Here is a 17,296-nt window from a genome sequence, read left to right as displayed (position 1 = left end):
CGGTCCTGATACTCCTCGTCCTAGGAGAAGTACCTTCATGCAGCGTACCCAAAAAGCGCTGGCCGTCCTGGTGACAGCTCTGGCGCTCCCGTTAAGCCTGCTCGCGGTGCCGGCCCCGGCCGCCGCCGCCGAACCCGCGACCACCTGGTCGAACTACGAGAAGATCACCCTCACCAAGAACGTCGGCGAGCCGATCGACCTGGCCGTGCTGCCGGACCTCCGGGTCCTGCACACCGCCCGCAACGGCGACATCCGGCTGACCGACCCCGCCACCGGCGTCACCAAGGTCATCAACACCATCCCGGTCTACGCCAACTCCGAGGACGGCCTCCAGACCATCGCCCTCGACCCGGACTTCGCGGCCAACCAGTGGGTGTACGTCTACTACGCCCCCCGCACCCTGACCGCGCCCTACCCGGAGACCACCCCGACCGGCTCGGCGCCCAACTCGCTCCCGGCGGGCCAGGACGAGACCTACTGGAACCAGTGGAAGGGCTACAACCAGCTCTCCCGGTTCAAGTGGACCGGTTCGGCCCTCGACCTCGCCACCGAGCAGGTCATCATCAAGGTCGAGACCCAGCGCGGGCAGTGCTGCCACGTCGCGGGCGACATGGACTGGGACGCCGACGGCAACCTCTACCTCGCCACCGGCGACAACACCCCCGCCAGCGCGCCCGGCGCCAGCGGCTACGCGCCCAACAACGACGCGCCCGGCATGAACCCCGGCTTCGACGACCGCCGCGGCGCCGGCAACAGCAACGACCTGCGCGGCAAGATCCTCCGCATCAAGGTGCAGTCGGACGGGACGTACACCATCCCGGCCGGCAACCTGTGGCCGCCGGGCACCGAGAAGACCCGCCCTGAGGTCTTCGTCACCGGCGTGCGCAACCCGTTCCGGATGGACGTGGACGCGCAGACCGGCACCGTCTCATGGGGCGACTACGGGCCTGACGCCGGAACCGCCAGCCCGACCCGCGGCCCGCTCGGCTACGTCGAGTGGAACATCACCCCGATCACCAAGCCGATGAACAGCGGCTGGCCGTACTGCACGGGCGACAACTTCAACTACAACAACTGGGACTTCGCGACCTCCCAGCCGCGCGAATGGTTCGACTGCGCGGCGGGACCGACGAACACCTCCCGCTACAACACCGGGCTCGCACAGCTGCCCCCCGCGACCCCCGCTGACCTCTACTACGGCGACAACAACACCCATCAGCCCGCGGAATGGGCCGGACTGGTCGACTTCGAAGCCGCAGGCGGCCAGGGCCCGATGGGTGGCCCGATCTACCACTACGACGCGGCCAATCCCTCGACGTCGAAGTTCCCCGAGTACTGGGACAGCAAGGCGTTCTTCGCCGAGTTCTCGCAGGACTACCTCGCGGCGTTCACCGTGACACACCCGGACGGGCCGGTCACCAAGCTGGAACAATTCCTGCCCAACAGCGCGCTGCGCATCGCCGCCCAGCCGCTCACCGACAGCCCGATGGACATCGAGTTCGGCCCGGACGGCTCACTGTACGTGCTCGACTACGGCGACGGCTTCTTCCGCGCCAACCCCGACGCCGGCCTCTACCGGATCGACTATTCCCCCGACAACAAGACGCCGCAGGCGAGGATCACGGTCGACAAGGCCTCGGCCAGCGCGCCGCCGCTGACCGTGCAGTTCGACGGCTCCGGGTCGACCGACACCGAGCCGGGCGCCCTCACCTACGAGTGGGACCTCGACGGCGACGGCGACTTCGACGCCACCGGGGCCACCACCAGCCACACCTACGCCACCCAAGGCCAGTACACCGCACGGCTGCGCGTCACCGACTCCGGCGGCCGGGCCGGGCTCACCTCGATCGAGATCACCGTGGGCAACACCGCGCCCGTGGTGACCGTGACCACGCCGCCGACCGGCGCGTTCTTCGACTGGGGCAACGCGATTCCGTACCAGATCACGGTCGCCGACGCCGAGGACGGCAACACGCCGGTCTGCTCGCGGGTGCAGTGGACCTTCGGGCTCGGACACGACACCCACGCCCACCCGGAGACGCTCGGCACCGGCTGCTCGGGCACCTGGCCGACCCCCGCCAACGCCACCGACCACGGCGAGACCGAGAACATCTTCGGCGTCGTCGTGGTGCAGTACCGCGACAACGGCGCCAACGGCATCCCCGGCGCGCTGGGCGAGGCCAGCCTCATCCTCAACCCCAAGCTCCTGGAAGCCGAGCACGCCGACCAGCTCACCGGCGTCACCGACACCGACGACGACACCGCCTCGGGCAAGGGCAAGATCACCTCGCTCGACCCGGGCGACTCGATCGCGTACGACCCGGTCAACTTCGTCGGCGTGAACTCGGTCCAGACCAAGGCCTCCGGCGCGGGCACGCTCTCGCTGCGCTGGAACTCCGCCACCGCAAATCCGTTCGCCACCGTCACGATCCCCGCCGGCTCGGGCTGGCAGACGGTCACCACCTCGCTGGCCGGCGCCCCCACAGGCAGCGGCAAGCTGTTCGTCACCTCCAGCGGTGGCGTCGAGGTGGACTCCTTCACCTTCTCGGGCAACGGCGTGGGCGACAAGACGCCGCCGACCGTGACCGCCACCACCAACCCGGCGACGCCGAACGGCGCCAACGGCTGGTACACCGACAACGTCACCGTGACGGTGAACGCGACCGACAACGGCGCGGTCGCCAGCCGTCAGTACTCCCTCAACGGCGGCACCACCTGGCTGAACGCCAACAACCCGGTGACGCTGAGCGCGGAGGGCACCCACGAGGTCAGCTACCGGGCCACCGACACCGGCGGCAACATCTCGCCGGTCGGCACCCTCACCGTGAAAATCGACAAGACCGCCCCCGTCCTGACAGTCAGCGGCGTGGCCGACACCACCTACGGCGACTCGGCCTCCATCACCCCCGTGGCCACGGCGACCGACGCGACGTCAGGCGTGGACACCGTCACGCTCACCATCGACGGCCAGCCGGCCACCTCCGGCACCGCGGTGCCGTTGTGGAAGCTGCCGCTGGGCGCGCACACCTTGACCGCCACAGCTAAGGACAAGGCGGGCAAGACCACCACACAATCGGTGTCCTTCACCACCACCACGTCCTACGCCGACCTCACCACGCTGGTCAACCGCTTCAGAGACAGCGGAATCATCACCGTGAACGGCGCCAAGAAGCTGGTCCGTCATCTTGAGGACGCCCAGTACAGCCTGAGCAAGAACAAGCCACGAGCGGCCAGGGACGAACTCGTGCGGTTCATCGAGGACCTGTCCAAGCGCGACAACGTCAACAACGCGGAGGTGCGCGCGGCACTGGCCAGGGATGCCCAGGCCCTGATCGACCAGTTGAACTTGTAACCGACGGCGGGGGAGGGCCGTTCAGCGCCCTTCCCCGCCCCACCCTTTCCGGACTATCAGTCCGAACCAGGGGAGTGGTCGCGAGATCAACTTCAGTCCAGCCGTCAAGCAGCCCTCAGCTCGGGAGCGCACGGATCAGTTCCGCGACCTCGTCTGGGGCGCCATCCAGGTACCTGCCCTCCTCGTAGACGCTTGCGAGGATGCTGAGCGGAGTAATAAGCGCGCTTTCAAGCTTCGACGGCAAGGAGTCGAGAACAACGGCGTCATCCGTCAGAACCAGATCGACCAAGCACCTCACGGACGAATTGAGCGTTTTGGCCTCAAGGATGTCGCGAGCATGGTCGCGGCAGGCGGTCGCGGCCTCGGTAGCGTAGCCGTTGCCCTGGAGGTCGGTTCGGACAAGGTAGCCGATCTCGACCTGGACGGATCCCTCGACGTTCTGTACGGGCAAGCCGCAGTTGCCGACGAACTCGCCGGTGTCTTGGAGCGTGATCAGCCACAATCCGTGACCGTGCTCGCGGTAGAGATGCTGGCTCCATTCGATCCAGCCCCGTGCCTCATCGCGATTCATCGGTTTCGGGTAATACCGCATGACCTTGGGGTCAGCCAAGAGCGCCGCCATGTCGTCGAGATCGTCAACCGTCATCTCGCGGAACGCCAGTCTCTTAGTGGGTGCTGGCGGGAGGCGTTGGTGGTTCACCGGATTCCTTTCCATAGGGGTGCCGCGTGAGACGCCGAGCGGGTCGTTTGAGGCGGGACAACAGGACAGGCGGCCGTTGATCAGCCGTTGAGAACCCCTTTCCGATACCAGACAGAATTCACCTTCTGTCTGGTATCGCTAGTTTTGTGCCTATTCGCGCATTCAGTACAGCGCCTCTGTCGGCAGGAGGCGCGCAGGCGGATGGACATCGCCGGGTTCGGCCACAAGTTGACCCTCACGTAACGGGAGCCCGCACCCTGGAAGGGACGAAAAGGGGAAGAGGGTCGGGATGAGTTATTCGGTGGGGCAGGTGGCCGCGTTCGCGGCGGTCACCGTACGCACCTTGCACCACTACGACGAGATCGGCCTGCTGACGCCGAGTGAGCGCACCCGGGGCGGGTACCGGCGTTATACCGAGGCGGACTTGGACCGGCTGCAGCGCATCCTGTTCTACCGGGAGTTGGGCTTCCCGCTGGAGGAGATCACGGTCATCCTCGACGACCCGGCCGTCGACCCCCTGACCCACCTGCGCCGCCAGCATCGGCTGCTGCGCACCCGGATGGACCGGCTGGCCGGCATGCTGGCCGCCGTAGAGACCGCGATGGAGGCACACACGATGGGCATATCCCTCACTCCGGAGGAGCGTTTCGAGGTTTTCGGCGGCTTCCGCCCCGAGGACCACGAGCAGGAGGCGGAGGAACGCTGGGGCGGCACCGCCACGTTCGAGCAGAGCCGCCGCCGCACCGCCGCTTACACCAAAGCCGACTGGGTGAAGATCAAACAGGAGGCCGGGGAGATCGTCCACGCCTTCGCCGCCGCCTACAGCGAGGGCACGCCCGCGAGCGGGGAACGGGCCGCCGATCTGGCCGAGGAACATCGGCTGCACATCAGCCGCTGGTTCTACGACTGCGGCCACGACATCCACCGCGGCCTCGGCGACCTGTACGTCAACGACCCCCGCTTCACCGCCAACTACGACACGATCGCGCCCGGCATGGCGGCGTACATTCGTGAAGCCATTCACACCAACGCCGCCCGTAGGCAGGCCTGACCTGCGGGGTTTCCGGTCTGTGAAACCGGAAACCCCGCTGTAATAGGCGTTACCCAGGATGGCAGCATCGACTGGGAGACAGCCCTACCGGCCCAGCCGGAACGCGACCTGTGGGCCCTGGATCCTGGCGACGGCTCCGTCCTGACGGCGTACGCCGACGCCACCGGCGTCATCCGACACGCCGACCCTGGACCTGTACCGGCTCCGGTGGCGGCTCAACGACATCACGGTGTGCACCGCCGCCCGTCTCCGCGCCCCGCACGGCGACGACGCGGAGAACTGGGCCATCCTGCGGAGCTACCTGGAGCCGGGGAGGAGTCCCGCGTTGGCGATGATCTCCTTGCTGGGCAGGGCGGTGCTGGCCGCCGCGGTCAGGCCGGTGGCCTTCAGATGCGCGTCCACGATTGCCAGGCCCACCGGGTAGCCGGCCATGTCCGGCAGGCCGACCGGCTCGGCGCCCATCCGGCGGGCCGAGGTGTCCCCGTGCACGTACGCGGAGAAGTTCGCCATCCCGGTCAGCCCGAGCGCGGCTGTGATCGTCCGGTACGCGTGGTCGAAGTCCTCCGGCCGGAGCGCGGTCGCCCACGGGCCCAGCGCGCTCTCCCCGGACAGTTCCCGGACGAACGCGTCGGCCAGGCCCTCCGAGACGATCTGCTCGCCCAGCTCCACCGTGGCCGGATTCCACACCACGTTGGCGTAGCGGACATTGTGGTTGAACTCGTGGACCGCGCAATGCGCGATCAGGTCGATGTTGTCGTCAGTCGGCCAGACGGTCAGGTGGATCCAGCCGGGGATGGCGCCCATGCCGAACAGCCCTCGGTTGTGGCCGATCAGCCAGTCGTCGTCCGGGTCGCCCAGGACCAGGACGACGTTGACCTCCTCGGCCGCCCGGATGCCGGGCACGGCCGCCCGCTGGTGCTCCCAGGCCCGGGTGACCTCGGCCTCGACGCGCTCCCAGACGCCGGCCGCGCGCAGGCGGTGCAGCGCCGCCGGGTACCGGTCGTCGTCGCGGTCGACCCGGAAGCCGCTGCCCCGGTGATGGAAGGCGGCCAGGTCGCCGGTGCCGAGGAAGGGCATCGCGGCCAGCATCGGGCCGATAAGCCCGGACAGGGCCTCGGCGCGCTCGGGGAGCGGCCGGGCCAGGATGCCGCCGATCGTCGCGGCGGTGTCGTGCACGATGAGTTTCATGCCGGCGACGCTACGGACTCACGTTACGTGAGGCTCAAACCCGTTTTTCGGATGTCGTCGCCCGGCGGCGGGAACGGGCTCTGGCGCGCGTCTCGGTCTCGCGCGGAGTCGGGGACACCATGGACAGCCTCAAGCACGACCCTGTCAGCTGCTGGGCCGCCCGGAGGGCGCCTCACACGAGGAGTCAGCTCCTGAGGTGGGACCAGAGCCGCGGAAAACGGCCTCACGGAGCAGATTAAGTGAGACGCCGCTCAGCGAACCTGCCTGAGCGAGCAGGTCAAGTGAGACCGACGAGTCGGAACGGCTCATCTGATCTGCTATCAGCCCAGGTCAGCGCTTCAAGCGGTGAGCAGGTCGCTGAAACAGGACACGTGTCTGTCTCAGGACAGCGCTTCGATGGGCGCGATTGTCACTAGGTGCTTCACGGCGTGGGCGAACGTCGCGTCGAGGGTGATGAGCGCGTCGGCCTGGAGCCGGGTCAGTGCGACGTACTCGGCGTCGAGCGTGTCGGGCCATCCGAGTTCGTCGGCGATCTTCCAGGCGACGTTCTGAAGGACGCGGTCTCCGAGGAGCCGAATCCGTAGCGCGCGCACGTAATTGAGCTGGCGATCGGCGTCCTTCTTGGTCATCTCACCGTGGCGTACCGCTTGGTAGAGCAGGGAGAGCATCTGCGAGCGAAGAAGTGTCGGAGCCAGGAGCTGGTGCTCGTCGGGGATCACGGCCTCGTCGCGGGCCAGGTGAAGGGCCACGTCAGGACCGATCACGTACTTGGTCATGGCGGGCCGGCTCCTCTGCGTTCGGGTGTCACGGGATGGTTCGCTGCGGCGGATGGCTTGGCGGTCGATGCTGGCCGAGTGGCGGGAGCGGGTGATGTGAGGTCGGACCGGCTGCGTTCAGATGAGGGAGACGAAGGCTTCGGCTTGTTCGTGGCTCATGCCGGTTTCGCCGCGTACGAGATGGATGGCTTGTTCGGTGTTGCCGGCGGCTTTGAGTTCGAGGACGCGGGTGGCGAGGTCGGCGGCGCCGGGGCGGTCGGGTGGTGTGGGCACGAAGCGGCCTGCGGCGATGGCTTCGGTGATGGTTTTGGCCTCCTTGAGGCGGAGGCCGGTTTCCTGGCGGAGGAGGCGGATGGCGTCGATTTTGCGGCCTTCGGCGGCGAGTTCGCGGATGCGGCCTTGGATGTGTTCGGGTACGGGCGGGAGGAATCCGGGTGTGCGCCATGCGAGGGTGGCGCTGGGGCGGCCTCCGGCGCGGACGGCAAGGACGATGACACCGGCGATGATCACGATCACGACGATGACGACGAGAATGACGACGAGCTCGGTGATTCCGATGCCAAACATGCCTTGATCGTAGTATTTCCGCGTTCACCAGTTGCTCGATAATGAACATTATGTCAAGTAGCAACCCTTTTGGGGTGGAAGGGCTCTCAGGTTGGCGAGCGCCCGGGGTTTAGAACGCGGGGATCGCCGTGGATGCCCGCGACCGTGCCTCGCGGGACCGTGGATCTCCCGCCCGCCCTCCCTTTGGTTTGTCCTCGGGCTCCCGCCCGACCCCGCCATCGCCGTGGCACTCGACGCCACCGGCGCACAACTCGCGCCAGGCGGGCGCGCCGGTCAGCCGGCCCGCGGCCGCCGAGGGCCTGCCTGGCGATGGCGGCCAGCGCCTCGACTAGAGCTCGACCCACCGCCCACCACGACCGCATCCACGGCGATCCCCGCGTTCTAAACCCCGGGCTGTGGTCGCTCTGATCGGATGCCCGGGGCTACTCCCCCGGTCTCGCGAGCGCCGAAACAGCCGGAGCCGATGCCTGAGTTGGTCGCGGAAACGATCATCCGCCGGGCCCGCCGACCGGAGGAGCTCCTCCTCCGGTCCCGCGGGTGCGGATCGGGGAGGAGCCGGGCGTGCTTGGCGGGCGCTGGTTATGGGACGAGGACGAGCTTGTCTTTGAGCTCGGTGAGTTTCTCGGCGATCTTGGCCTTGACGGCTTTGCTGAGTTCCCTGATGACGTCGGCGATCAGGATCTCGAGCGCGTCGGGCTCCTCCTGGTCGGCGGCGGGCAGGATCGGCTTGGGCGGCGGCAGTACTGATGTCGGCGGCACCGGCGGTTTGGGCTTGGGGATCGCGGCGATGCCCGGAACGGGGGCCGGAGGCGCTTTCACGGCCGGGATGGGTGGTGGCGGCGGGATGGCCGCGGCGTGCGCGGTGGCGGGTAGTGCGGTGCAGACGGCGACCGACAGGGCGAGGAGCGTGTGTTTCATCGTGAACCTTCGCGTTGATCGGGATTGCTGTGGTCAGCGTTGTTCCGATCGCGGCGGGAGGCCCGGCGGCGGGCCGCCGTTTGGGTGATTGTTGATCAAGGATTGGGGCCGCTCCCCCGGTCACGTGCCGGGCAGCTGGTAATCGAGGGTGAAGGTGTGCTTGCCCTGCTCGTCGACGGCGATCTGGCCTTGCCCGTGGATGCCGGTGAGCTCTCCGGTCCCGGAGGTGTCGACGATGATCCAGGTGAGCCAGGGCCGTTCGCCGTCGGCACCGCCGTTGTGTCGCAGGACGAAGGTGCCTTTCCGGCCGTTGAGGACGCCTTCGAGGTGCTCGATTCCGGTGTACGCGGCGGGCCCGGCCGCGGTCCCGACCGTGAGCAGTTCGGTGACGCTGGTGCCGGTGATGTCCCCGTGGAAGGTCTTGGTAAGGCGGTTGCGGCCGATGCTGGCGCCCTCACGCTCGTCGGTGGCGAGGGTTTCCCAGGAGGTGATCTCGAAGCTTCCGGTTGCGTGCATGCGCTCAGCGTGGCAGAGGTGACTGCCACTTCCTGTCAGGTATCGGGACCTACTCCCCCGCTAAGGCCAGGGCCGGTGTGCCGTTCGCGCCGTTGGTGGTTGTTTCTTCCGTACGGCCCTCACACCCAGGTGATCAGCCGGGACGGGAGGGGGCGCAGGCTCGGCCAGAGCGTGGTGGCGTGCTGGTGCATCTTCTGGCAGAGGCGGGCGAAGGCGGGCATGTGTTCGAAGGCGGCGGCCACGGTGAGCCGGTGGGTGAGTCGGTCGCGGGCGGAGACGGCGCCCCAGTGCCAGTCTTCGCCGGTGAGCCGGGCGAGGTGGTCGGCCTGGCCGCGGTGGGCGCGTTCGACGAGGGCGTCGCCGCGGATGAGCCATCCGGCGCAGGCGTCCAGCAGGGCTTCCCTGCCGCCGGTCAGGCCGCGTGCGGTCAGGTAGGCGGTTTCGGCTTCGTCGACGAGTGTGTTGGGCAGGGCGGTGGCGTTCCAGCAGGTGGGCAGCCCGATGCGGAGGTAGGCGAGTTCGGCCAGGCCGTTGCCGAGGGCGGCGGCTTCGAAGTCGAGCAGGCGGGTGCCGGTCGGGGTGTGGCGGTCGTTGCCGGGGCAGGGGTCGCCGTGGATGAGGTCGTGGTGGCCGGTGGGGTCGAGCCGGTCCAGCAGGTCGGCGAGTTCGGTTTCGGCGTCGGCGCGTACGGCGATGCCGAGGGCGGCGGCCAGGGCGAGGAAGGCGTCCGCGTCGGCCGGGGTGGGGCCGTGCCAGGGCGGGAGGGTGCCGGTGTCGGCCGGGGTGGTGACGGCGTGCAGGCGGGCCAGGGTCTCGGCGTAGCGGATGGGCCAGGCGCCGGTGCGCCGGTTGGGCAGCTGTTCCAGGACGAGGAGGCGGTGGGCGGGATCGCTGGCGATCAGAGCCGGGGCGACCGGGGGGTGGGCGCGGGCGGCCAGGCGCAGGGCGGTGGCCTCGCGGGTGTGCCGCTCCCCCGCGTCCATGTTGTCGAGGCCAGGCTCGGGGCCGCCGATGATCTGTTTGACGATGGCGGGCTGGCCGTGGAGTTCGATGCGCCAGACGCGGGAGCGTGGGCTGCTGCCGAGCCGCTGGGGGTTGGCGGGGGTGCCGAGGGTGTCGTACAAGGTGGGGGCCAGGGCAGCGGGAGCGGATTGTCAGTCACTGTTCGTAGTCTATGGTCGTCGGCGGGAGGAGGTGCGGGGTGACGGGCATTCCGGAGCGGAAGCTGGAGTTGGTGCGGAAGCTGCTCGCGGTGGCCGAGCATCCGGGCACGGATCCGACCGAGGCGGCGGTGTATCTGGAGAAGGCGTATGCGGTGATGGCCGCGTATGGCATCGAGCAGGCGATGCTGGCCGACGCCGGGATGGTGGCCGATGAGGTGGGACAGCTGACGGTCACGGTCGGTAATCCCTATCAGGCGGATCGGCGGGCGCTGCTGGCGGGGGTGGCGGCGGCGTTGCGGTGCCGGGCGATCTACTGGCGGTCGGGGCGGGAGTCGGTGGTGCGGGTGGTGGGGTTCGGGTCGGATCTGGCGGTGGTGGAACTGCTGTTCACGTCGCTGTGCCTGCAGATGGGGTCGGGGGTGTTGCGGGTGCGGGCGCCGGAGGGGCTGGCGACGGTGAGTTTCCGGAAGAGCTGGATGGCGGGGTTCGTGCATCGGGTGTGTGAACGGCTGGGTGAGGCGGAGCGCCGGGCGGCCGCCGACAGCGCGGCGAGCACGGCGGGCGGCCGGTCGGCGGAGCTGGTTCTGGTGGATCGGCGGGCGCAGGTGAGCCGGGTTTATGAGGAGATGTTCCCGCGGGTGCGGCGTGGGGCGCGGCGGCGGTTACGGGATTGGTCGGGCTGGGAGGACGGGCGGGCCGCGGGCGACCAAGCGGATTTGGAGGCCCCGCGTGTGGGTTCCCAGCGGCCGGCGGGGTTGATCGGTCCGGATACCGCGTGATCAGGGCATCCCGGCGAACCCCGCGCTCCTCCCCCAGCCTATTGACGTCGACGTGCGTCCCCACCCCGGCTCAGCTGCGAAGCGCATGTCGGTCGCGACTTATTCGCTGGCCGAAGGCATCCGGTGTCGGCCCGTCAGCTCCATGGGAAGGCGCGGCGGTGACCGAAACGAGGGGTCAGGGCTGGAATGGGGTGACGGCGGTGACCGCGGTGACGGGGATGGGGCCGTAGATGTGCGGGAAGGTTTCGTCGCTGCCGGTGGGGGTTTCGTGTTTCACGGGGCAGCCGAGGAGGTCTTCCTGGATGTGGAGGAGGAGCAGGGGTTCGGTGACGGTCGTGTAGTAGCGGGCGGCGACGCCTCGGGCTTGGGCGAGATCGGCGGAGGCGTGGATGAAGCCTTCCTGTTCGAGGGTGCGGCCGAGGGTGGAGACACGGTAGTGGCCGCTGGCCTGAGCGTGGGCCCAGTCGGAGGCGAGGGCCAGGTGGAGAATCATGGCGTGGACTTTAGCGTGCGGTCCGCGGTGCGAATTGACGGAGGGGCTGCTCGCGCCGTACCAGGGGACGTTTATGTCTAGTGGCCCTTCAAGGCGCGGCCGCGCATGGAGAGGGCGAGTAGTGCGGTGATCAGGTAGATCATGGCGCCGCCCCAGGCCGCGTCCCAGGCAGCCTCGAAGGCGCCTTCGCGGGCAAGGATGAGCTGCACCGGGTACATCAGGAAGGTCGAACCTGCGGCCGGGTAGAGCGCGAAGCGCCACGGGTGCTGGAGTGACCAGCGCCGGGTCTGCTGGGTGACCTGGTCCCCCCGGTCCGGCTTGGAGATCGCCCCGATCCCCGAGATCAGCGAGAACAGGGTGATGCCCACGTAGAGCGCCCCGCTCAGGTCGACCGACCCGATGGCCAGCCCCAGCAGCAGGCTGGTCGTCGTGACGGCTCCCCCGGCCACGGCCGCGGTCTTCCAGGGAGCGCCGCGAAGCGCGGCACCCGCCAGCAATGTCTCCTCGCGTCGTGTGGGTTCGTTCATGCCTTCAGCCTGTTTGTCCGCTCGCTTTCGTCGCATCGGGGAAGTCCCTGACCTGCCCCTGACCCTGCTTGGGCATGCCGACCCGCGGGACCGCCCGATTCCGGTGCCATTACGAGCCAAGATCAGTCCTCAGCATGAGGCCGCGCGTCGGCGACCGGCCGGTCGGTGTCGTGAGGTCATCCGATCCGCTGCATGGCGCGCTCGCGGCGCGCGGTCACGCTGGAGCCCGATTCGCCGCGTGCCATCCGCCGTAGCACGACCGGCGCCACGAGCAGGCCGAGCACCGCCCAGGTGCCCAGGACGCCGACGGTCTCCAGGTGCCGCCAGGACTCGCCGATCTCGATGGCGACCGCCGAGTCCGGCAGGAGGGCCGAGCGCATGCCGAGTCCCATCCAGTAGATCGGGAAGATCTGGGCGATCCCCTGCAGCCATTCGGGCAGCGCGGTGATCGGGTAGAAGATGCCGGAGATCCCGATCAGGGCGAGGTACGGCAGCTGGACCAATCCTTGGGCGCGTGCGCTGGTGAAGACCGAGCCCAGGACCGCGCCGATGGGCAGGGTCGCGACCAGGCCCAGTGCCAGCACCCAGGCCAGGGTCGGCCAGGATCCCGGGCCGACCTCCAGTCCGTCGACGAGAAGCATGGCGGGCACGAGGAAGATCACCAGGTCGGCCAGCAGGCCGCCGGAGATCGAGATCACCTTGCCGATGAGGTAGGCGGGCATCCCGTGCGGGGTCGCCTTGGCCCGCAGCAGGGTGCCGTCCTCGCGGTCGGCGGTGAGCTGCTGGCTCATGCTGATCACGCCGACCGAGGCGTTCATGCCGAGGATGCTCGGCAGGGCCAGGGTGCCCAGCAGGAGGCCGCTGGATCCGAACGACGTGTTCCGGATGAAGAACATGGCGGCCACCATCAGCCCGGGCCACAGGAAGTGTGAGAACAGCTCGGCGCCGTTGGTGAACGACTGCCGTAGCTCGATCAGGCCGCGGGACCAGCCCGCGCGCAGCGCGATCGTGGCGGGGTTCATCGGGTGACCTCCGGGGTCGATTCGGCCTGGCGTACCAGGGCGAGGTAGGTCTGCTCCAGCGAGGCCCGGTGGACCTCGAGCTCATAGATGTCGTCGCCGTAGCGGGCGAACAGGTGGCGGGCGAATGTGGTCGAGTCGGCGGTCCTCTCGACGAAGCGCTGTCCATCGCGCAGCCAGCGCACCTCGTCCTCGCCGGCGATGCGCCGCGCCAGCTCGGCCGCGGTGCCGTCGGCGATGATCCGTCCGCCGTTCAGGACCAGGATGCGGTCGGCGAGCTTCTCGGCCTCGTCCAGGTCGTGGGTGGTGAGCAGGATGGTGGTCTCGCCGGCGGCGGCCATGGCCCGTACGAGGTCGTGGAACTCGTGCCTGGCGTGCGGGTCGAAGGCCGCGGTCGGCTCGTCGAGGAACAGCAGCTCGGGTCGGCCCGTGAGGCCGATCGCCACGTCCAGCCTGCGCCGCTGGCCGCCCGACAGTGTCCTGATCTTCTTGTCGGCGTGCTCGGTCAGGCCGACCGCATCGAGCAGCTCGTCGGGGTCCCAGGGCCGCTGGATCTCGGGGGTGGAGTAAGCGGCGTAGTAGGTGCCGAGGTGGGCCAGGAACTCGCGGACGCGCCATTTGCCGTGGTCGCGCCAGGACTGCAGGACGATCCCGAGCCGGGCCCGCCATCGCTCGTCGCCGTGCGCGGGGTCGGCGCCGAGTACCTCGACCCGGCCCTGAGAGCGGGTGCGGAAGCCCTCCAGGATCTCGATCGTGGTCGTCTTGCCTGCGCCGTTCGGGCCCAGCAGGGCCAGCACCTCGCCGGTGCGGGCCTCGAATGTGACGTCGTGCAGGACGTCGACCGAGCCGTAGCGCATGCGCAGCCCGTCGACGTGGAGCACGACCTTCTCGCTCGTCGTCATGAAATGACCTCTCTTTGTGAGCGGACACCCTCGCGCCAAAACGCATGCGGCAGGACTCGTCGTGAGGGCATGACGCATCACCGCCCGAATCGGCAGGACCGCATCGCGGGGTGGGCGGCCGCGGCAAGGGATGGGTAATCAGGCGGCTCAAAGGTCGTCTGGCCGCGCTTAGGAGGAGAAACCGGACGGCATGTCTGCCAGGGCGGCCAGGACGTGCGGGAGAGTGAATCGGTGGGACGGATTACCAGCTCTCGCTGGCGAGCGTCTCGCGGGCGCGTGCCATCAGGCCCACCCGGTCGACCCCGGCCAAGGCGAGCGCGCGGGGTACGGTGCCGATCTCGGTGTTCAGGACGCCGAGCAGCAGATGCGCGGGCCGCAGGTCCTTCTTGCCGGTGGCGGCGGCGAAGCCGCGTTCGAGCGCGAGCCTGGCCGAGGGGCCGATCTTCGGCGAGTGCTTGGGATCGCGGCTGGGCGTAGGGAGGTCGAAGGAGGCAAGGGACACCCCGACCGCGTTCAGGCTGTGCTCGAACTCCCGGCCCAGCGCCTCCCTGATGGTCTGGCGGCCGAGGCTCGCCGAGGTCAGGACGCGGTGTGCGGCCGTGTCGTCGAGAGAGGCGATCGCCAGCAGGAGATGGTGGGCCTCCACCGCCGCGGAGCCGTCCTCCTGCGCCTCGGCCGTTCCCCGCACGATGACCGCGTTGATGTAGTGATCGATTGCGCTCACTGTCGTCTCCTCAGCGCGACGCCCCCGGCGATGAGCCGCTTGGCGTGCTTCTTGTGGACCGCCTGCCGGGTGACGCCGAGCGCTTCGGCGACCTCCGGCCAACTCCAACCCGACCGCATGGCCTGCTCCACGGCAGCGTCCTCCAGCTGATCGGCCAGGCGCCGCAGCGCCACCACCGCCGCCAGCGCATCGCTGGGGTCGTTGGGAACGGGTACGTCTTCCGCCGACATATAAGCAACCGTAGTTGACTAAGAAGGAAATAGTCAACCTAGATTGCTTAGCCGGAGCGGATGCGGCCCGGGAACGAGCACATGCCAAACGATGGAGCGCCGCTCCCTCCTGGGGACCCGGCGTTCGAACTTTACCAACCGGATGGTAAAGTTCGGTCATGGCAACAGACACGAAGCGGCGGGTTCTGGACGGCGCGCTCGATCTGCTCCGCGCGGAAGGGGGCGGGTCGATCACTTTGGATGCCGCGGCCAAGCAGGTCGGGCTGACCAAGCCCGGGCTGATGTACCACTTTCCGACGAAGGACGCGCTGATGCTCGCCGTCGTCGACCATGTGGCCGCCCGGTGGGAGGAGCTCATGCTCGACCGGTTGGGGCAGCCGGTGGAGACGGCATCGCCGTACCAGCGGATCCGGGCCTACGTCGAGGTGGCGCTGACCGGGCAGTTCGATCGCGCGGACTTCGCCATCTTTTTCGACGCCCTGTATCGCGATGCCCTCACCGCGGCCTGGGTGCGCCACTTCGAGCCGTGGCTGGATCTGCCCGACGACCTGCCCGGGCAGGCCAGGGGCAGGCTCACGGCCGCGCGGCTCCTGGCCGACGGCTACTGGATGGCCGCCGCCACCGACGTCTTCCCCGTCCCGGCACAAGACCGCGCACACCTGCTGGCGGTTACCGAAGAACTCCTGAAAGCCGAGACCGCCTCATGAGGAAATGGCTGCTGCTGCTCGCCGCGATCCTGCTCGAAGTCACCGCCACGCTCTCGCTGCGCGCGGCCCTCGACCACGCGGCCTGGTTCGCCGTCGTGGCGATCGGCTACATCGCCGCGTTCGCCGCTCTGTCCTTCCTGCTGCGCCTGGGGATGGGCATCGGCGTCGCGTACGGCATCTGGGGCGCCTCCGGAGTCGCCCTCACCGCCGTCCTGGCGACGGTCATCTTCGGCGACCCGCTCACCGCGACGACGGGCCTCGGCATCGCCCTGGTCATCGGCGGCGTCCTGTGCGTCGAACTCGGCTCCCAGGTCGCGCACGCCCGCAAGGATGGAGTCACCTCATGACCTTGGTCTTTCTGGCGGGCGCGATTCTTTCCGAGGTCGGCGCCACCTTGGCGCTGCGGATGGCCGCGCAGGGCGGGGGCACGAAGAAGTGGTTCATCGTGGTGGCCGCCGGCTATCTGGCCGCCTTCGTCTTCCTCACCCTCGCCCTGGACGGCGGACTGGCCCTGGGCATCGCCTACGGCATCTGGGCCGCCTCCGGCGTCGCCCTGACCGCGCTCGCCTCCCGGATCCTGTTCCACGAACCTCTCACCAAGGTCATGGGTCTCGGCATCGGCCTCATTGTCACCGGCGTCCTGCTCATCGAGCTCGGAGCCGCCCACTGACATCCTTGGCGGCGCGGAGGGTGTTGAGGGCTCGGGTGAGGGTGTCGTGGGCGGCTGTTCCCGGGCGGGCTTCGACGGTGGTTTCGATCCAGAGGCCGGACAGCAGGGTGGCCAGGAAGCGGACGTCGGCGGGGGTGTGCGGGTAGCGGTCGCGGCGCAGGGCGGTGGCGAGGGCGGCGTCGCAGCCGTCGGTCCAGGTGCGGGCGATGGCCTGGAGGACGGGGTCGCGCCCGGCGTGGACGTAGAGCTCCCACAGGCCGAGCTGGCGGGCCCGGTCCTGTCCGACCAGGGCGGTGAGCCGGTCTACGAGCGAGCCGGGACCGTCGAGGATGGCGCCGGTGGCGGCGAGTTCACGTTCGACGAGCCGGGTGAAGGCGTGGGCGACGAGCTGGTCGCGGGAGTCGAAGTAGTAGGTGGTGGCGGCGAGGGGAACACCGGCCTGGTGGGCGACCGCGCGATGGGTGACGGCGGGAAATCCGCCGTCTTCCAGAAGGGCGACGGCGGCGTCCAGCAGAGCGTCGCGCCGTGCCTGGGCACGCTTCTGAGTGGCCTTTCCGGACGCGTGGCGGGCACCGGTGGCAGGCTCGTCGGGCCCCTCTCCCGCAGGTACGGAATGCCCATGGCCAGGCTGAGGGGTGCCGGCCTGGAAAGGGCTGGGTTGTGGGTGGCTGGTCAATGGGATCCGGTGAGGTTGATGAGCACGACGCCGCCGATGATGAGCAAGATTCCACCGGCTTTGGCGAGGTTCATGGATTCATCGAGGAACAGCGTGCCGATCGCGGCGACGGCGGCCGTGCCGATGCCCGCCCAGACCGCGTACGCGACGCCGACAGGCATCTGCAGCTTGAGCGCCTGCGACAGCAGGACGAAAGAGGCGACGTAGCCGATGACAACAAGCACAGCCCAGCCCTTGTGGGCGAATCCGTCACTGAGCTTGAGCGCGGTGGTGGCCAAGACCTCGGATACGATCGCGCAGCCCAGCAGGATCCACGCCATGACATCTCCTCAAAACGG

General features: G+C 68.9%; 21 protein-coding genes. 6 read left to right on the top strand and 15 right to left on the bottom strand.

The features are described 5' to 3' along the window. Positions 1 to 37: 37 nt before the first annotated feature. Positions 38 to 3,352 carry a PQQ-dependent sugar dehydrogenase gene (locus Amac_RS20365; RefSeq protein ID WP_155355968.1) on the top strand — a complete coding sequence of 1,105 codons (3,315 nt, stop codon included), beginning with the start codon at positions 38 to 40 and terminating at the stop codon, positions 3,350 to 3,352. Between the two features lie 115 nt (positions 3,353 to 3,467). Here Amac_RS20365 and Amac_RS20360 read toward each other — a convergent pair whose 3' ends face one another. Continuing rightward, positions 3,468 to 4,052 (bottom strand): GNAT family N-acetyltransferase, encoded by a 585-nt coding sequence (locus Amac_RS20360; RefSeq protein WP_218041187.1) that lies wholly within the window; start codon positions 4,050 to 4,052, stop codon positions 3,468 to 3,470. 289 nt (positions 4,053 to 4,341) lie between these two features. Here Amac_RS20360 and Amac_RS20355 point away from each other — a divergent pair, with 289 nt between their 5' ends. After that, the gene (locus Amac_RS20355; protein WP_155355966.1) at positions 4,342 to 5,103 is read left to right on the top strand and encodes a MerR family transcriptional regulator; all 762 of its coding nucleotides are present in this window, start codon (positions 4,342 to 4,344) and stop codon (positions 5,101 to 5,103) included. Between the two features lie 297 nt (positions 5,104 to 5,400). Here Amac_RS20355 and Amac_RS20350 read toward each other — a convergent pair whose 3' ends face one another. From Amac_RS20350 to Amac_RS20325, 6 genes are all read right to left on the bottom strand, one after another. After that, positions 5,401 to 6,291 carry a DUF2268 domain-containing putative Zn-dependent protease gene (locus Amac_RS20350; RefSeq protein WP_155355965.1) on the bottom strand — a complete coding sequence of 297 codons (891 nt, stop codon included), beginning with the start codon at positions 6,289 to 6,291 and terminating at the stop codon, positions 5,401 to 5,403. Positions 6,292 to 6,671: 380 nt separating this feature from the next. Next, entirely contained in the window at positions 6,672 to 7,067 is a 396-nt protein-coding gene (locus tag Amac_RS20345) for a type II toxin-antitoxin system VapC family toxin (protein ID WP_155355964.1), read from the bottom strand. A gap of 117 nt (positions 7,068 to 7,184) precedes the next feature. Then, complete coding sequence (locus tag Amac_RS20340) at positions 7,185 to 7,634, bottom strand: hypothetical protein (RefSeq protein ID WP_155355963.1); 450 nt, start codon at positions 7,632 to 7,634, stop codon at positions 7,185 to 7,187. A gap of 579 nt (positions 7,635 to 8,213) precedes the next feature. Further along, positions 8,214 to 8,552 (bottom strand): hypothetical protein, encoded by a 339-nt coding sequence (locus tag Amac_RS20335; protein WP_155355962.1) that lies wholly within the window; start codon positions 8,550 to 8,552, stop codon positions 8,214 to 8,216. Positions 8,553 to 8,672: 120 nt separating this feature from the next. Continuing rightward, entirely contained in the window at positions 8,673 to 9,068 is a 396-nt protein-coding gene (locus Amac_RS20330) for a DUF3224 domain-containing protein (protein ID WP_155355961.1), read from the bottom strand. A gap of 119 nt (positions 9,069 to 9,187) precedes the next feature. After that, entirely contained in the window at positions 9,188 to 10,192 is a 1,005-nt protein-coding gene (locus Amac_RS20325; RefSeq protein ID WP_155355960.1) for a phosphotransferase family protein, read from the bottom strand. Positions 10,193 to 10,269: 77 nt separating this feature from the next. Between Amac_RS20325 and Amac_RS20320 the strand changes: the two genes are divergently transcribed. Further along, positions 10,270 to 11,010 carry a DUF2786 domain-containing protein gene (locus Amac_RS20320; RefSeq protein WP_170322576.1) on the top strand — a complete coding sequence of 247 codons (741 nt, stop codon included), beginning with the start codon at positions 10,270 to 10,272 and terminating at the stop codon, positions 11,008 to 11,010. 175 nt (positions 11,011 to 11,185) lie between these two features. Here Amac_RS20320 and Amac_RS20315 read toward each other — a convergent pair whose 3' ends face one another. The 6 genes from Amac_RS20315 to Amac_RS20290 all read right to left on the bottom strand — a co-directional run bounded on the left by Amac_RS20315 (position 11,186) and on the right by Amac_RS20290 (position 14,905). Continuing rightward, on the bottom strand, positions 11,186 to 11,503 hold the full coding sequence (locus Amac_RS20315; RefSeq protein ID WP_155355958.1) for a DUF952 domain-containing protein: 318 nt from the start codon (positions 11,501 to 11,503) through the stop codon (positions 11,186 to 11,188). Between the two features lie 77 nt (positions 11,504 to 11,580). Further along, positions 11,581 to 12,030 (bottom strand): hypothetical protein, encoded by a 450-nt coding sequence (locus Amac_RS20310; protein WP_155355957.1) that lies wholly within the window; start codon positions 12,028 to 12,030, stop codon positions 11,581 to 11,583. A gap of 176 nt (positions 12,031 to 12,206) precedes the next feature. Continuing rightward, positions 12,207 to 13,052, bottom strand: coding sequence for an ABC transporter permease (locus Amac_RS20305; RefSeq protein ID WP_155355956.1), 846 nt, complete (start codon positions 13,050 to 13,052; stop codon positions 12,207 to 12,209). Continuing rightward, positions 13,049 to 13,951, bottom strand: a complete 903-nt coding sequence (locus tag Amac_RS20300; RefSeq protein ID WP_155355955.1) for an ABC transporter ATP-binding protein — start codon at positions 13,949 to 13,951, stop codon at positions 13,049 to 13,051. Before Amac_RS20300 ends, Amac_RS20305 begins: the two co-directional genes overlap by 4 nt. 241 nt (positions 13,952 to 14,192) lie before the next feature. Beyond that, the gene (locus tag Amac_RS20295; RefSeq protein WP_155355954.1) at positions 14,193 to 14,675 is read right to left on the bottom strand and encodes a Clp protease N-terminal domain-containing protein; all 483 of its coding nucleotides are present in this window, start codon (positions 14,673 to 14,675) and stop codon (positions 14,193 to 14,195) included. Then, positions 14,672 to 14,905 (bottom strand): hypothetical protein, encoded by a 234-nt coding sequence (locus tag Amac_RS20290; protein ID WP_155355953.1) that lies wholly within the window; start codon positions 14,903 to 14,905, stop codon positions 14,672 to 14,674. Before Amac_RS20290 ends, Amac_RS20295 begins: the two co-directional genes overlap by 4 nt. Before the next feature lie 158 nt (positions 14,906 to 15,063). Here Amac_RS20290 and Amac_RS20285 point away from each other — a divergent pair, with 158 nt between their 5' ends. The 3 genes from Amac_RS20285 to Amac_RS20275 are packed head-to-tail and all read left to right on the top strand — an operon-like array spanning position 15,064 to position 16,282. Continuing rightward, the gene (locus Amac_RS20285; protein WP_155355952.1) at positions 15,064 to 15,612 is read left to right on the top strand and encodes a TetR/AcrR family transcriptional regulator; all 549 of its coding nucleotides are present in this window, start codon (positions 15,064 to 15,066) and stop codon (positions 15,610 to 15,612) included. Further along, positions 15,609 to 15,959: a DMT family transporter gene (locus Amac_RS20280; protein ID WP_155355951.1), complete on the top strand. Its 351-nt coding sequence runs from the start codon at positions 15,609 to 15,611 to the stop codon at positions 15,957 to 15,959. Before Amac_RS20285 ends, Amac_RS20280 begins: the two co-directional genes overlap by 4 nt. After that, positions 15,956 to 16,282: a DMT family transporter gene (locus Amac_RS20275; RefSeq protein WP_155355950.1), complete on the top strand. Its 327-nt coding sequence runs from the start codon at positions 15,956 to 15,958 to the stop codon at positions 16,280 to 16,282. The genes Amac_RS20280 and Amac_RS20275 overlap by 4 nt, the downstream gene beginning before the upstream one ends. Here Amac_RS20275 and Amac_RS20270 read toward each other — a convergent pair. Next, on the bottom strand, positions 16,257 to 16,958 hold the full coding sequence (locus Amac_RS20270) for a TetR/AcrR family transcriptional regulator (protein ID WP_170322575.1): 702 nt from the start codon (positions 16,956 to 16,958) through the stop codon (positions 16,257 to 16,259). The genes Amac_RS20275 and Amac_RS20270 overlap by 26 nt on opposite strands. Continuing rightward, on the bottom strand, positions 16,955 to 17,278 hold the full coding sequence (locus Amac_RS20265) for a DMT family transporter (protein WP_155355948.1): 324 nt from the start codon (positions 17,276 to 17,278) through the stop codon (positions 16,955 to 16,957). Before Amac_RS20265 ends, Amac_RS20270 begins: the two co-directional genes overlap by 4 nt. Positions 17,279 to 17,296: the final 18 nt, after the last annotated feature.

This window comes from Acrocarpospora macrocephala (assembly GCF_009687865.1).
In the GTDB taxonomy this organism is placed as follows: domain Bacteria; phylum Actinomycetota; class Actinomycetes; order Streptosporangiales; family Streptosporangiaceae; genus Acrocarpospora; species Acrocarpospora macrocephala.
Note: the sequence above shows the minus strand (reverse complement) of the source record. Positions and strands in the feature narration are given on the sequence as shown.